This is a genomic window from Halomonas sp. JB37 (assembly GCF_002332255.1).
GTDB classification, from domain to species: domain Bacteria; phylum Pseudomonadota; class Gammaproteobacteria; order Pseudomonadales; family Halomonadaceae; genus Vreelandella; species Vreelandella casei.
Genome location: NZ_NRGW01000001.1, coordinates 1,896,634 through 1,910,540 on the forward strand (window position 1 = coordinate 1,896,634; position 13,907 = coordinate 1,910,540).

14 protein-coding genes, 1 tRNA gene and 1 pseudogene are annotated in these 13,907 nt (G+C 53.7%); 11 read left to right on the forward strand and 5 right to left on the reverse strand.

Annotation, left to right across the window (positions count from 1 at the left end; all coding sequences use genetic code 11):
• Positions 1–75 precede the first annotated feature (75 nt).
• Positions 76–1,890, reverse strand: a complete 1,815-nt coding sequence (gene uvrC, locus CIK78_RS08780) for an excinuclease ABC subunit UvrC (protein WP_096279168.1) — start codon at positions 1,888–1,890, stop codon at positions 76–78.
• A gap of 38 nt (positions 1,891–1,928) precedes the next feature.
• Complete coding sequence (gene uvrY, locus CIK78_RS08785) at positions 1,929–2,579, reverse strand: UvrY/SirA/GacA family response regulator transcription factor (RefSeq protein WP_096279170.1); 651 nt, start codon at positions 2,577–2,579, stop codon at positions 1,929–1,931.
• Positions 2,580–2,770: 191 nt separating this feature from the next.
• Here uvrY and CIK78_RS08790 point away from each other — a divergent pair.
• Positions 2,771–2,846 (forward strand) — tRNA-Ala (locus tag CIK78_RS08790).
• A 77-nt stretch (positions 2,847–2,923) separates the two neighbouring features.
• Here CIK78_RS08790 and argF read toward each other — a convergent pair.
• On the reverse strand, positions 2,924–3,844 hold the full coding sequence (gene argF / locus CIK78_RS08795; protein WP_096279172.1) for an ornithine carbamoyltransferase: 921 nt from the start codon (positions 3,842–3,844) through the stop codon (positions 2,924–2,926).
• Positions 3,845–4,000: 156 nt separating this feature from the next.
• On the opposite strand from argF, the gene grxD reads away from it, so the two are divergent.
• From grxD to CIK78_RS08835, 8 genes and pseudogenes are all read left to right on the forward strand, one after another.
• Positions 4,001–4,351, forward strand: a complete 351-nt coding sequence (gene grxD / locus CIK78_RS08800) for a Grx4 family monothiol glutaredoxin (RefSeq protein WP_096279174.1) — start codon at positions 4,001–4,003, stop codon at positions 4,349–4,351.
• Positions 4,352–4,381: 30 nt separating this feature from the next.
• Positions 4,382–6,412 (forward strand): DNA polymerase III subunit gamma/tau, encoded by a 2,031-nt coding sequence (dnaX, locus tag CIK78_RS08805; protein ID WP_096279176.1) that lies wholly within the window; start codon positions 4,382–4,384, stop codon positions 6,410–6,412.
• A 59-nt stretch (positions 6,413–6,471) separates the two neighbouring features.
• Complete coding sequence (locus CIK78_RS08810; RefSeq protein ID WP_096279178.1) at positions 6,472–6,798, forward strand: YbaB/EbfC family nucleoid-associated protein; 327 nt, start codon at positions 6,472–6,474, stop codon at positions 6,796–6,798.
• 3 nt (positions 6,799–6,801) lie between these two features.
• The gene (recR, locus tag CIK78_RS08815) at positions 6,802–7,407 is read left to right on the forward strand and encodes a recombination mediator RecR (protein ID WP_096279181.1); all 606 of its coding nucleotides are present in this window, start codon (positions 6,802–6,804) and stop codon (positions 7,405–7,407) included.
• A 63-nt stretch (positions 7,408–7,470) separates the two neighbouring features.
• Entirely contained in the window at positions 7,471–8,607 is a 1,137-nt protein-coding gene (rnd, locus tag CIK78_RS08820) for a ribonuclease D (RefSeq protein WP_096279183.1), read from the forward strand.
• Complete coding sequence (locus tag CIK78_RS08825) at positions 8,604–8,906, forward strand: YcgL domain-containing protein (RefSeq protein ID WP_096279185.1); 303 nt, start codon at positions 8,604–8,606, stop codon at positions 8,904–8,906. The genes rnd and CIK78_RS08825 overlap by 4 nt, the downstream gene beginning before the upstream one ends.
• Positions 8,907–8,914: 8 nt before the next feature.
• Positions 8,915–9,448, forward strand: a pseudogene (locus tag CIK78_RS08830) (ACP phosphodiesterase); the annotation flags it as partial.
• Positions 9,449–9,538: 90 nt separating this feature from the next.
• On the forward strand, positions 9,539–9,994 hold the full coding sequence (locus CIK78_RS08835; protein ID WP_096282329.1) for a YcgN family cysteine cluster protein: 456 nt from the start codon (positions 9,539–9,541) through the stop codon (positions 9,992–9,994).
• A gap of 11 nt (positions 9,995–10,005) precedes the next feature.
• Here CIK78_RS08835 and CIK78_RS17865 read toward each other — a convergent pair whose 3' ends face one another.
• Complete coding sequence (locus tag CIK78_RS17865; RefSeq protein ID WP_176483382.1) at positions 10,006–10,164, reverse strand: hypothetical protein; 159 nt, start codon at positions 10,162–10,164, stop codon at positions 10,006–10,008.
• Between the two features lie 224 nt (positions 10,165–10,388).
• The gene (locus tag CIK78_RS08840) at positions 10,389–12,485 is read right to left on the reverse strand and encodes a prolyl oligopeptidase family serine peptidase (protein ID WP_096279187.1); all 2,097 of its coding nucleotides are present in this window, start codon (positions 12,483–12,485) and stop codon (positions 10,389–10,391) included.
• A 62-nt stretch (positions 12,486–12,547) separates the two neighbouring features.
• On the opposite strand from CIK78_RS08840, the gene CIK78_RS08845 reads away from it, so the two are divergent.
• Together CIK78_RS08845 and CIK78_RS08850 are read left to right on the forward strand one after the other, a co-directional pair.
• Complete coding sequence (locus CIK78_RS08845) at positions 12,548–12,973, forward strand: hypothetical protein (RefSeq protein ID WP_096279189.1); 426 nt, start codon at positions 12,548–12,550, stop codon at positions 12,971–12,973.
• Positions 12,974–13,054: 81 nt separating this feature from the next.
• Positions 13,055–13,834: a class II glutamine amidotransferase gene (locus CIK78_RS08850; protein ID WP_096279191.1), complete on the forward strand. Its 780-nt coding sequence runs from the start codon at positions 13,055–13,057 to the stop codon at positions 13,832–13,834.
• The last annotated feature ends 73 nt before the right edge of the window (positions 13,835–13,907 follow it).

The following is a 13,907-nucleotide window of genomic DNA, read 5'->3' on the forward strand; positions in this document are numbered from 1 at the left end:
TGGAAATCATAGGATTCGAAATGTTTGGAGTCATTCTATCCCCCTTAGCCGATAGCATCCATGCTAACAGGATGTTTATCCGTTTAACGCCCGGTAAATACTTTCGGCGAGTGCCGCATTGATACCCGGTACGCGTATAAGTTCATCGCGGCTGGCTTTTTGTACGCCTTGTAGGCCGCCAAAAAAGCGTAATAACTCTCGTCTACGTTTAGGGCCAACGCCAGGAATGTCTTGTAGGGTAGACGTGCGTCTTGCTTTGTCGCGCTGGGCGCGATGTCCGGCAATCGCAAAGCGGTGTGACTCATCCCGAATGTGCTGTATCAGGTGCAGCGCCGGCGAGGAGGGGTCTAGGTTGAGGGGGTTGTCCGCTGTTTCTAAGAATAGGCTTTCAAGCCCCGCCTTACGCGTTGTGCCCTTGGCAACCCCGAGTAGAATGATATTGGTAATATCTAATGCTTTAAACACGCCGCGAGCCATGTTGAGCTGACCTTTACCGCCATCGACAATCAAAATGTCGGGCGCCACCGCTTCGCCACTTTTTACCCGTTTTAGGCGGCGTGTCAACGCTTGCTGCATGGCTGCGTAATCATCGCCTGCGGCTACTCCTTCAATGCGAAAATGCCGATAGTCACTTTTACGCGGCCCCTGGTGATCAAAGACAACGCAGGAGGCAACGGTGGCTTCGCCATGGCTGTGGCTAATATCAAAGCACTCAAGGCGCTGGGGTATTTCGTCTAGCTCCAGTGCTTTCTGTAAGGCGCTAAAACGTTGGGTCAGCTGCGTTTGGTTGGCGAGATGTGACGCCAACTGCTGTTCTGCGTTAGTAATAGCGAGTTGCTGCCACTGGGCACGGTGACCGCGCACCTGGCTAGTCACCCGGATTCGTTTGCCCGCCTGCTGGGTCAGCGCTTCGGCAATCAGATCGCTGTCCTCTAACGGATGGCTGGTGATGACTTCGCTGGGCACGTTATGCGGTTGACCAAAATAATATTGGCTGACGACTTCCGTCAGCAGTATCTCAATCGGCAGGTCTAGATCGTTTTTCGGCGTGTGATGGCGCGCGCCCAGTAGTCGGCCATCGCGAACGCTTAGAACAGAAACGCCCAGCGCACCGGGGCGCGTGGCAAGCGCGAAAATATCCGCATCGCCGCCGCCGGTGTCGACAAACTGGCGCTGTTGAAGCTGGCGCAACTGCTGTACTTGATCGCGAAGGCGTGCGGCTTCCTCAAAGTTTAGCGCTTTGCTGGCTGCCTCCATCGCGGCCACCAGCTCTTGGGTCACATTTTCACTTTTACCTTCTAAGCACATCACCGCATGTTCAAGGTCACGGCGGTAATCCTCTGCCGAAATATAGTCAACGCAAGGCGCGCTGCAGCGCTGGATTTGATACTGCAAGCATGGCCGCGAGCGATGCGCGAATACGCTGTCTTCGCAGTTGCGGATATGAAATATTTTTTGCATCAACGATAGGCTTTCGCGCACGGCTCCGCTGCTAGGGTAGGGGCCTAAATAGCGGCCATCGTCGCGCCGTTGACGTGCGCGCTTATACTCTAATGCTGGGTAAGCATGGCGGTCGGTGACAAACACGAAGGGATACGATTTGTCGTCACGCAACAAAATATTGTACGGCGGGCGCAGCTGTTTGATTAGCGTCTGCTCGAGTAGCAGCGCTTCTGTTTCCGTGCGTGTAACAGTGACTTGCACGTCGGCAATGCGGCCAACCATCGCCTGGGTTTTGGTGTTCAACTGGCCGCGGAAATAACTGGATAGGCGTGCTTTAAGGCGCTTGGCCTTACCGACATAAAGCGTATTGCTTTGTTCATCGAGCATGCGATAAACCCCGGGGGAGGTGCTCACGGAGCTCAAGAACTGTTTTGAATCAAAGGTCATATCAGCGTGTCGGTACCCGATTACAGCGGAAGGTGGGGTTATATTTGGGTCGTGTCAAACCCCTCGACCAGCCCATGCCGAAGCGCTAAATGCGTTAGCTCAACGTCAGTGGCAACCTGTAGTTTATCAAAGAGTCGATAGCGATAGGTGTTTACTGTTTTAGGACTTAAATGTAGACGGTCAGAAATATCTTGCACCCGCTGGCAATTAACAATCATGAGCGCGATTTGTAGCTCACGGTGGGAGAGGTGGCTAAAAGGATTGTCTTCATTGGTGAAATGAGAAAGTGCTAAGCGCTGAGCAATTTCCTGGCTGACGTAACGGCCGCCATGAAACACTTGTCGTATGGCCTCGGTCATTTCTAGCGCACCGGCGCCTTTGCTTAAAAAACCTGAAGCACCGGCTTCGAGCATACGTCTCAGTACGCTGTCCTCCATGTGTGCGGTCAAGATGAGGACCTTAATGTCTTCCATCGTGCGGCGAATGCGTCGCGTTGCTTCCAGCCCGCCAATCCCCGGCATACGAATATCCATCAGCACGATATCGGGCTTCAATTGACGGCACTGAGTTACCGCGCTTTCACCGTCGTCGACCTCGCCTACAATTTTAATGTCGGACTCTTCGTTTAGTAGGTGGGCGATACTCGTTCTAACGAGATGGTGGTCATCGGCGATAAGGACACTGATCAATGGACAGGCTCCTGCATGGAAACTTCTTGGGCTCAGGCGTTGGCCTTGTACGCTAATCTATTACATTAACTGCATATAGGGTGCCACAGCTAACAACAAAGGAGAATTAGATAAAAGCAGGTGATTCAAAAACTTGACTGAGATAAATGTTCATCGTAGTATCCGCCTCGCTGCAAGTACGAGCAGTAAGTGGGGCCTTAGCTCAGCTGGGAGAGCGCAACACTGGCAGTGTTGAGGTCAGCGGTTCGATCCCGCTAGGCTCCACCATTATATTCACTGTTATCGATCATCGATAAAAAAGCCTCGCGGTTTAAGCGAGGCTTTTTTTGTCTTAATGTCAGCGGCTAAGCTGCAATTTTGCCTAGTAGCAAAAATTCGATAAGCGCTTTTTGTGCGTGTAAACGGTTGCCGGCTTCTTGCCAAACGACCGCACGAGGGTCGTCGAGCAGGGTGAGGCTAATCTCTTCGCCGCGATGAGCCGGCAGGCAGTGCAAGAACAGCGCGTCCTGGCGGGCGCCATCAAGCATCACTTCCGTGACTTGGAAGCCTGCGAAGTCTGCTTCGCGTTTAGCCTGTTCTTCTTCCTGTCCCATTGAAGCCCAAACATCGGTGGTGATTAAGTCAGCGTCTTTGACCGCTGCCTGAGGGTCATGCAGCATGCTAACGTGATCGCCGGCGGCCGCCATTATGTCAGCGCGCGGCTCGTAGCCTTTTGGGCAGCATACGCGCAGATGAAAGCCGAACTGGCGGGCAGCATTGATCCATGAATGGCACATGTTATTGCCATCGCCAATCCATACTGCAGTACGGCCCTTAACGCTGCCGCGTAGCTCGGTCCAGGTCATTACGTCAGCCAGTAGCTGGCAAGGGTGATAGTCATCACTTAACGCGTTAATGACCGGCACACTGCTAGCGCTGGCATAGGTTTCCAGCCCTGCATGTGAAAACGTGCGGATCATCACCGCATCGACCATCTCAGACAGTACGCGAGCAGTGTCTTCAATCGGTTCGCCGCGGCCTAGCTGCGTATCGCGGGGAGAGAGAAATAGTGCGTGGCCACCAAACTGCGCCATTCCTGTTTCAAACGACACCCGCGTGCGAGTTGATGATTTTTCAAAGATCATCGCCAGAGTGCGGTTGGATAATGGTGTATAAACAGGGCCTTGGGCCTTAAGATTGGTCTTAATCGTAATGGCGCGTTGGATTAAATAGTCCAGCTCATCCGGGGACAAATCTAGCAAGGTCAGGAAATGGCGTGTCGCCATAGGGGCTTCTCTCCGCGCAAAAACACTATCCTAGCGATGCGGCAGGGGATGCGCAACGCGTACGGCATGCGTAGAATGATGCCTACACGTTAAGCCTAGCGTTCCACTCGAGCATTAGTGAGTGGGCTCCGGCTATTTTTATGCGAGGAAAATTGTATGAGCACGACTGCCGAAAACATTCAGCGCCAAATTAGCGAAAACCCAATCCTCATCTACATGAAAGGATCTCCGCAACTGCCACAGTGCGGTTTTTCTGCCCAGACAATTCAAGCGCTAATGAGCTGTGGCGAGCGTTTTGCGTTCGTTAATATCCTCGATAATCCGGATATTCGCGCCGAGCTGCCGAAAATTGCTAACTGGCCGACGTTCCCCCAGCTGTGGGTTGAAGGTGAGCTCGTAGGCGGCTGTGACATCGTGGTAGAAATGCATCAAAGCGGCGAATTGGAAAAGCTAGTAAAAGCCGCTGCTCAGCGCGCTGGTGCGGTAGAAGGCGGCGACAACGCTTAAGCATTACCCTCTCGAAGGAAAAACAGCTTCATGAGCTATCAGGTTCTGGCCCGCAAGTGGCGACCCCGCACATTCCACGAACTCGTGGGCCAGGCCCATGTTCAGCGCGCCTTGGTCAATGCTCTTGATCAGGGCCGCCTGCATCATGCTTATCTGTTTACCGGCACCCGTGGCGTGGGTAAAACCACGCTGGCACGCATTCTTGCCAAATGTTTGAACTGCACCGCCAACGGGCGTGGAGAGGAGGGCGTTACCTCTACTCCCTGCGGTCAGTGTGCGAGCTGCCAGGCTATCGATGAAGGCCGCTTTGTTGACTTGATCGAGGTTGATGCAGCCTCACGCACGAAGGTGGAGGATACCCGCGAGCTGCTAGATAACGTGCAGTATGCGCCCACCCAAGGGCGCTATAAGGTGTACCTGATTGATGAGGTACACATGCTTTCCACTAGCAGCTTTAATGCGCTGCTGAAAACATTAGAAGAGCCACCCCCGCACGTTAAGTTCTTGCTGGCGACCACCGACCCGCAAAAACTGCCGCCGACCGTGCTCTCACGCTGTCTACAGTTTACGCTCAAGCACATGCCGCCTGAGCGAGTGGTTGAGCACCTGACATATGTGTTGGGTGAAGAAGGTGTTGCGTTCGATGAAAGCGCACTGTGGCTGCTGGGTAAGGCCGCCGAAGGCTCAATGCGTGATGCCATGAGCTTAACGGATCAGGCCATCGCATTTGGTCAAGGCTCGGTGCGGCATGCCGATGTAGCCTCAATGCTGGGCACGCTAGATCATCGCCATATTCTGGGGCTGGCAGAAGCGCTAGCCGATGTCGACGTGCAGCGGCTGCTGGCAGAAGTGTCCCAGCTTGCAGAGCAGGGCCCTGATTTTGCCGCTGTATTGGACGAGCTTGCAAGTATGTTGCACCGCTTAGCGGTTGCGCAGATGGTGCCGGACGCCGTTGATAATAGCCACGGCGATCGTGACGTGATCTTACAGTTGGCGAGTCGTTTTACCGCTGAAGATATACAGCTTTATTATCAAATCGGTATTCAAGGCCGTGGCGACATGGTGCACGCGCCGGATTTACGCAGTGCATTAGAGATGACCCTGCTGCGAATGCTGGCCTTTAGACCCCAAGGTGTGCCGAAGCCGCCGCGTACGCCGCTACCGCTGAGAAGTGAGCCTTCCGGAATAACCGCGGGTGATCCCAATGCCGCCGCCCAGGTTGCGAGCACATCCGCTGCCTTGCCCGCACCTTCGCCGCCTGTTGAGCCCTCGCCCAGTGAGAGTCACCGAGAGAGTGATCAGCGCGGCGAAGTAGCTCCTCAAACGGCCTTTTCAGCCCAGCCTTCTCAGGCGGAGTCTGAAGGGCCTGTGATTCAAGAGGAGCCGCCACTTCAAGAGCCACCACCTTGGTCAGTTGACACCGAAGTGACGGCCCCCGAGCCCGAGCCCGAGCCTGTTTCTGCCCCCGAACCTGTTGCTGAGCGGGAACCAGAACCAGCATCTTTTCCAGAGCCAGAGCCAGAGCCAGAGCCAGAGCCAGAGCCAGAGCCAGAGCCAGAGCCAGAGCCAGAGCCAGAGCCAGAGCCAGAGCCAGAGCCAGAGCCAGAGCCAGAGCCAGACATCGTGATGCCATCGAATGCTATGGCAGAAAATGGCTCAGATACTTTGGATAACGCGCTCTGGCTGCAGTCTTTTGATTCTCTCGGTCTGGGTGGTTTGACGCGCAACCTTGCTGGCAACTGTTTAGTAGAAAGCGATGATGGCAAGCTGTTAACGCTGCGCTTAGACCCAAGCCAAGCGGCTATGCAGGCGGAAGTTCATCAGACGCGTATCGAGCGTGCGCTTGGCGAGCAGGGAAAGCCGCGCCGAGTGGCATTTTACGTCGCAGAGCTGCCTAGCAATGTTGAAACTCCCCGTAAACGTGAGGAGCGCCTTAATAAAGAGCGGCACGCTCAGGCGGTTGATCTGCTCAACCATGACCCCCATGTACAAAAGTTACAGCAGGCGTTTGGCGCAAAGCTGATAGAATCCAGCGTGAAGCCTGCCGAGCAATTGCGCTAACAGCGCATCCTGCGAGTCACGTCCTTAGACTTTTTTTCAGCCATATTGGAGATCGGATCATGCTTAAAGGTGGAATGGGCAACTTGATGAAGCAGGCCCAAGAAATGCAGGAAAAGATGCAGCACGCCCAGGAAGAAGTCGCCAAGGTTGAGGTTCAGGGCGAAGCGGGCGCTGGTATGGTGAAAGTTACAATGAACGGTCGCCATGACGTTTCCAATGTGACCATCGATCCTAGCGTTATGGAAGAAGATAAGGAGCTGCTGGAAGATTTGCTGGCGGCGGCGGTTAATGATGCGGTACGCAAAGTAGAAGTTAGCTCTAAGGCGAAAATGGAAGAAGCGACGTCCGGGCTGAGTCTTCCTCCCGGCTTTAAGATGCCGTTCTAAGCAATGCGCTTTTCTCCCCTCGTTGAGCAGTTGATGGAGGCTTTTCGCGTTCTGCCCGGCGTTGGGCCTAAAACGGCCCAACGCATGGCTATGCACCTCCTCGAGCGCGAGCGCCCAGGCGGGCAACGTCTTGCCGCGGTGATTCAGCAAGCGATTGAGGAAGTGGGTTACTGCCAGCGTTGCCGTACCCTTACAGAGGCTGAAATTTGTGCTCTGTGTGAGAGTGCGCGACGTAACGATGCATTGCTATGTGTCGTAGAGTCGCCTGCTGATCAGTTGGCCATTGAAGAAGCCGGTGGGTTTAAGGGGCGCTACTTTGTCTTGCATGGGCACCTTTCGCCACTGGACGGCATTGGCCCCGAGTCGATTGGTTTAGATTTACTTGAAGCGCGCGTTGCAGAAGGGCTGGTCGAAGAAGTGGTGCTGGCCACTAACCCAACCATCGAAGGTGAAGCGACGGCTCATTATATTGCCTCGCAGCTTTCTGAATATGGCGTCAAGCTCTCTCGGCTAGCCTACGGAGTGCCAATGGGGGGTGAGTTGGAATACGTCGATGGTGGCACATTGAGTCGCGCGTTTAATGGGCGCCTGCCTTTTACCAGTGAATAAGCCTACTTACTCAGTAGTTCTCTAACCGCAAACGCTCTGGCGATTGTGTGTCAACTTGGAAGAATGCTTTTGTCCTCTCTTACTCCCGCTTTTCAATGGCTTGATACCCCCGATGCGCTCGATGCAGCGTGTGAGCAAGTAGCCGATGCCTCAGTGATTGCACTGGATACCGAATTTTTCCGAGAGAACACGTTTTTCCCTGTTCCTGCGCTATTGCAATTTACAGCGGGAGAGGAGGCTTATTTAATCGATCCAGTGGCGGTGCCATGTACCGAAAAATTCCGCGCTTTGCTGCAAAATAGCGCGATTAAGCTGCTGCATGCCTGCAGCGAGGATTTGGAAGTATTTCAATGCTGGGCAGGCGTTTTGCCTACGCCGTTAGTGGACACGCAGGTAGCGCAGGGTTTTTTAGGCGAAAATCCCAGCATGGGGTATCAAAAGCTGGTCGAATTTTGGTTCGATGAAACGCTTCCTAAAGAGGAAACACGCTCAAACTGGTTAGTGCGCCCATTAACGCCAGCGCAATGCCATTACGCTGCGCTAGACGTTATTTATTTATTGAAAGTATGGGGCCTCCAGGCTGAGAAGCTCGCTGTGTTGGGTCGCCGTGAATGGGTGGATGCTGAGTGCGCCATTTTAATTGAGCAGGCGGGTCGCAGTGTTGAAAACGATCAGCAGTGGTATACCCGGCAACGCCAGCTTTGGCGCTTAGCGCCTCGCCAAATGGAGGCGTATCGTCTAATGACCACGTGGCGCGAGGGTGAGACACGCCGGCGTGATTTACCTCGTAATTGGCTAATTAGTGATAAGTTACTGTTTGCGATCGCAGAAAAAATGCCTGGCAATCGCTTTGAGCTAGCCGAGGTGGAAGGCGTTAAGCCAGTGCTGATTAAAAAAGAGGGTGACACGCTGTTAGCAATGGTAAAGCAGGCACAGCACTGCGACGAGTCGGCCCTGCCAGTGCGCTGGCCTGACCCCATGCATCCTACTTTTAAAACGCGCTTTAAAGCGCTTAAAAAAGTGACCACTGCCAAAGCCGATGACTTAGGCATGGCGCCTGAAATGCTGATGCGTCGTCGAGATATTGAAACGCTCGTGATGCAGGATTTGGCCAGTGAGCCGCATTCATTACCCAGCGGTTGGCGTGGCGAGTGTTTGAATACTGCGCTAGTTCAAGCCCTTGAGGAGCTGCCTTCATGAGCGATAAGTTAATTTGTGATGTCTTCAAAAGCTCGCGTAAAGACGAGATGTATCTATACGTTGATAAGCGTCAGGGGATGACACAGGTGCCAGAATTACTCATGGAGACGTTTGGCAAACCGCTGCCTGTGTTTACCATGCTGCTGACGGCTGACAAAAAGCTTTCACGCGTCAGTGCGGCTGATGTGGTCGAAGGGATTAAGGACAAAGGTTATTATTTGCAGATGCCTCCTCCTAAAGAAGCCTATTTGCTTGATGTGCACCGTGCCCATGTTGCATCACGCTCAGACGCTGAATAGCCGGCATAATGAATTTTCTAGCCCATGCGTGGCTGGCGCGTGCCGGTAGCGATGATTTTCTATACGGCAATCTAATTGCTGACGGCGTTAAAGGTCGCGATTTAAGCGGCTGGTCGGATGCGACTGCCCTGGGTATTCGGCATCACCGCCGCGTGGATGCATGGGTTGATAGCCACCCCTGTGTTGCGGGGGCAAGGCGCCGCGCTCCAACCGCTCAGCGCCGCTATGCAGGAATCGCGTTAGATATGGTCTGGGATCATTTTCTAGCCAGGGATATGGCCGGCCGACAAGATCACGAGCAGTTGATTGAGCGCTGCTATCAGCTGCTTTCGACGCGCCCAGCCCCCAATCGCTTGGCTGGCATGATGCCGCTGCTGGTCAAGCATGACTGGCTAAGAGGCTACGCTGACTTTGAATTCACTTGCCGTGCCGTTGCTGGCATTGGGCGCCGCTTATCTGGCCCGAATCAGCTTGCGGCGCTTGTGCCGTGGCTGCATGACGATTATCCAAGGCTAGAGCAAGATTTTCAGTCGTTATGGCCGGTTTTATTTGAAGCATTAAGTTTGAAACACTCAGTCGCCAAAACACAGCTTTATAGCGTGTGTTGCCGCGTGACAATGAAGGAGGAGGCGATGAAAGCCACCATGCGCGAACGTTTCTGGGAGCGCTTTACGCTTGAAGAACTCACGCCGCCAGAATGGGAGGCACTGTGCGATGGGTGCGGGCAGTGTTGCTTGCTAAAGTTGCACGATGAAGAAACCCAAGAGCTAGCGGTGCTTAACGTTGCCTGCCGTTTGCTGGATATTCAGTCGTGCCAATGCAGTGACTACCCGAATCGTTTTGACAGCGTACCTGACTGTACCCAGCTCACGCCTGCACTGGTCAAAGAGTTCACCTGGTTGCCACAAAGCTGCGGCTATCGGCGAGTCTCGGAAGGGCGCAAGTTGGCCGGCTGGCACCCGCTATTGAGTAACGATGCAGAGCGGGTTCATCGCAAGGGGATCAGTGTGCGCAGTTTTGCTGTATCGCAAGATGATGTGCCAGAAAAACAGCTAGAATCCCACATCATCGCGATTCTGCCGATGTAACCTTCGCTTATTTAAGCGTTGGATTTAGGCGAATCCCAAATAGACAGAAACACGTCCTTAAATGCTGAACGCTCTTGTTTAGCAGGTGCTGCGTTTGCTGGCTTTTTGCTTGCAGCTTTTTTCTGGCGTGGCGCATCCCAAATAGTGGGAAAATGGTCTTGGTATTTCATAATATCTCCAGATAGCCTTGATTAGACGTTAGTGCATGCGACTAATGTCTAGTATGGCGTATTTTTATTGGTCTGTGAATATTTTATGGAAAGTATTTTCATAAAGGTTGATGCGCGCTGTTGACGAGGGTTACTCAGCAGTGGTGTTTATTGACAGCCATTAAAAAAGCAGCGCTTGAAGCGCTGCTTTTAAGTGACTCTTGCGTAGGCTAGTAATGTGGGGGTTAGCTGGGCATTGGCTGTTCCGCGAGCCCCATCGCCCACAGAATAAAGGCATCTTGCCTTGCGGTGTCCTGCCACGCCTTAAAACGCCCTGACGCGCCGCCGTGGCCGCTACTCATATCAGTGCGCATTAGAATAGGCGCTGAGCCTTGCTGCTGTTGGGATACCTGGGCATAGAATTTGGCAGGCTCCCAGTAACTCACACGCGTGTCGAACCAGCTGCCTTCAATCCAGAGTGCAGGATATGCCTGAGATTTGATGTTATCGATCGGCGAATAGCCGCTAACTCGCTCGGCCACTTCGACTTCTTCGGGATTGCCCCATTCACTGTACTCCGCGGTGGTCAGGGGAAGCTCAGGATTCTGCATGGTGCGTAATACGTCAAGGAAGGGCACGTCTAGCAGTGCTGCGCAAAACGCCTCGGGTGCTCGGTTGATGCAGGTGCCGACCAATAATCCACCCGCACTCGCGCCACAGGCCACTATGCGCTGAGGGTCACTGACAGCTTGTTCAACAAGCGCCTCACGCGCGGCCAGAAAGTCATTAAAGCTGTTTTCTTTGTGGGCCATCTTGCCGTTTAAGTACCAGGGTTCGCCGCGTTCGCCGCCTCCTCGCACGTGTGCAACGGCAAAGGCTGCGCCGCGTTCAAGTAGCTCTAAACGTGCGATAGAGAACCATGGATCAAGCGCTTCGCCGTAGGCGCCATAGCCGTACAGCAGTGTGGGCAGAGGTTGGTCTGCCAGGTCTGCACGCATGACGATTGAGACAGGCACCTGCTCGCCATCCTGGCTTGTCGCCCATAGGCGGCGGCTGACCAGTTGTTCGGGCAAAAGATTGCCGTAAACGGGCACGCGTTTTAGCAGCGTGCGCTGGCCGTTCGTAAGATCGAGCGCGAACCAGCTGGGCGGCTGGATAAAGGACTCTTCGCGCAGTTGAAGCACCTGGCTATCGAAATGAGGTGCATCTTCTAATAGCTGTGAGCAGGGCTGCTCGGGTAGTGCCAGATACTCATCCAAGGTGCAGCTATGCTGATCATCTAAGACAAGCCGCCGTAGGCGCACCTGTGCCTGGGCATGGTCACGCTCCGCGAGCATTAGTCCCCAAGAAAATGCATCAATGCCTTCAAGCGTTGCATCTTCGCGGTGGCCGATGAGTGTCTGCCACTTAGGCTGGGGCTGACCAAGCTGGCTTTCCGGCAGGTGATCAAGTTGAAAGTGAGCGCCGGATTGATTGTGTAAGCGGTAAAACGACCCAGGACGGTGGTCGATGCTGTACTCAACGCCTGCTTGGCGTGTTTGAATGCATATCGGCGTAGTGGCAGGAGAGTGCGCCGGTACCAGATGGATTTCGCTAGTATCTTTTGAGCCGCTTTCAAGCTGTAGCCACGCTTTCGACCGGGTTTTGCCGATACCGAGCCAAAATTCGGGATCATCTTCGCGTAACACAAGGATGGGGGCCGTTGCGGCATGTGGCTCTGTCAGCGCCAGCGGTAGACGCCATACGCTATCTGGGCGTTGGGTGTCGTCAAAGCGCGTGAACAGCAGCGTTGCCGTCTTTGCTGTTTGATCTTCTGCCCAGCAAAGGCCTGCGCCAATATCGCTTAATAATTGCAGGGGCTGGCCGTTAGGCAGTGCTTTTAGCCACAGCGTAAAGCGCTCGTCGCCCTGAGTGTCTTCCGTCCAGGCTAGCCACTGCTCGTCCGGGGAGAGTGCAATATCGCCCATGTCATAAAAGTCATATTCTGCGGCGCGGGCACCGACATCAAAAAAACACTCCTGCTGTTCGTGTCTAGCGTTAGGATGACGCCACCAGCAGGGGTAATCATCTTTAGCGCCGGTTTCGCTCCAGAACGTGAAGTGGTCAAGCGCTGTCTTAAGGCTAGTCACTGCAAGCTCGCGGCGTGCCAAATGGCTTTGATATAATGCTTCTTCTAGCGGTGCTAGCGGGGTGAACCAAGCAGCCTGCTGCTCATTGGCAGCCTCTAAAAAGGCAGTAACCTCTGAATCATCGCGCTTTTCTAACCAGTGCCATTGAGGGTCATTAGCGCGATAATAGCGCGCAGCGGGTAAGTTTGAGTGGATGCTTGGCTGTGCTTTCATAAATTCATAGGTACCATAACGAGAAATCAACGTCGGGTGAGTTCACCCACATGAGGGGTATTATGTTAATTGCAAATTCAACGTCAATGTTGTGGTTAAGTTACTACGGCGTAGCGCTGTTAGTGATTGTCGCTGTTTACTTTGCGCTATCTCTGCTGCCCCGTTTGCCACGGCTGGTGCTGACATGGTGTGTCGCTGGCGCCGTGCTGATGCCCGCTAGTTTTCGGCTGCCGCTGATAGAGGAGGGTGAATTCTATACCGGTTGGGCACCGTCGGCGATGGTGTCAGCGGTGGGTTTTTTAGAACATAACGGTGCAGCGCTGCGTGGAGGCCTGATGTGGCTGATATTTGGCGTCGCCGTGGGTGCGCTTATTGGTGTCGCTCTGTGGTGGTGGCGTCGCCCTGATGAATACGACTATGTCGAGCAGGACGAAGAGCGCGACGGTGTTGCGCAGCCTTCACGCCGTCGTGAACCGGTGATTGGCTAATGATTTTATGCGCATGGGTGATTGCCCTTGTGAGAGGCCCTGCGTGCCAGATTATGTTGAGATCTTTACGGGTGGCTAGGCATGTGTGAGTTATTGGGCATGAGCGCTAATGTACCCACTGATATTTGTTTTAGCTTCTCGGGCTTTTTACACCGTGGGGGCGGGACGGGCCCTCACCGTGATGGCTGGGGTATCGCTTTCTATGAGGAAGGCGGCTATCGCGATTTTCGAGATCCGTATCCTTCGGTCAATTCGCCTATTGCTCGATTGATTTGCGACTATCCCATTAAGTCCAATGTGGTGATTAGCCATATCCGGCAAGCCAATGTGGGCGGAGTGCGGTTGTCCAATACGCATCCGTTTATGCGCGAAATGTGGGGGCGCCCTTGGTGTTATGCGCACAACGGTCAGTTAAGCAGCTGGGAAAATCTACCGTTAGGCAGTTATACCCCGGTGGGCAGTACGGATAGTGAGCATGCCTACTGTTGGCTGCTAGGCGAGCTACGACGAGCCTTTCCGACACCGCCCGATACACTTGAAAGCCTGTGGGAGCGTTTACACCAACTGTGTGAGCAGTTAAGAGCGCTAGGCGTATTCAATATGCTGCTCTCCGACGGCCATTATTTATATACCTTTTGCGCTACTAAGCTTGCGCACATAACGCGCTGCGCGCCGTTTGGCGATGCTGAACTATCTGATGCTGAAATGACGGTCAACTTCGCTGAGCATACCACCCCCGATGATATTGTTTCGGTTATTGCCACTGAGCCACTTACCCATAATGAAGCCTGGGAGAAAATGGTGCCTGGTGAGCTATTAGTCTGGCGCGATGGAGAAATTCAGGCGCGATACTGTCCATAAATGAATGAGTTGCTAAAGTAGCAGGTGAGAGTGAGCAATGAATAAGACGTATTTGGCGCTAGGCTAAGGTTGA

Bases quoted from the DNA above. Each gene is read 5' to 3' on its own strand.
- uvrC (WP_096279168.1), bottom strand. From the start codon at position 1,890: ATGACCTTTGATTCAAAACAGTTCTTGAGCTCCGTGAGCACCTCCCCC.
- argF (WP_096279172.1), bottom strand. From the start codon at position 3,844: ATGGCGACACGCCATTTCCTGACCTTGCTAGATTTGTCCCCGGATGAG.
- grxD (WP_096279174.1), top strand. From the start codon at position 4,001: ATGAGCACGACTGCCGAAAACATTCAGCGCCAAATTAGCGAAAACCCA.
- dnaX (WP_096279176.1), top strand. From the start codon at position 4,382: ATGAGCTATCAGGTTCTGGCCCGCAAGTGGCGACCCCGCACATTCCAC.
- CIK78_RS08810 (WP_096279178.1), top strand. From the start codon at position 6,472: ATGCTTAAAGGTGGAATGGGCAACTTGATGAAGCAGGCCCAAGAAATG.
- recR (WP_096279181.1), top strand. From the start codon at position 6,802: ATGCGCTTTTCTCCCCTCGTTGAGCAGTTGATGGAGGCTTTTCGCGTT.
- rnd (WP_096279183.1), top strand. From the start codon at position 7,471: ATGCTTTTGTCCTCTCTTACTCCCGCTTTTCAATGGCTTGATACCCCC.
- CIK78_RS08825 (WP_096279185.1), top strand. From the start codon at position 8,604: ATGAGCGATAAGTTAATTTGTGATGTCTTCAAAAGCTCGCGTAAAGAC.
- CIK78_RS08835 (WP_096282329.1), top strand. From the start codon at position 9,539: ATGAAAGCCACCATGCGCGAACGTTTCTGGGAGCGCTTTACGCTTGAA.
- CIK78_RS17865 (WP_176483382.1), bottom strand. From the start codon at position 10,164: ATGAAATACCAAGACCATTTTCCCACTATTTGGGATGCGCCACGCCAG.
- CIK78_RS08840 (WP_096279187.1), bottom strand. From the start codon at position 12,485: ATGAAAGCACAGCCAAGCATCCACTCAAACTTACCCGCTGCGCGCTAT.
- CIK78_RS08845 (WP_096279189.1), top strand. From the start codon at position 12,548: ATGTTAATTGCAAATTCAACGTCAATGTTGTGGTTAAGTTACTACGGC.
- CIK78_RS08850 (WP_096279191.1), top strand. From the start codon at position 13,055: ATGTGTGAGTTATTGGGCATGAGCGCTAATGTACCCACTGATATTTGT.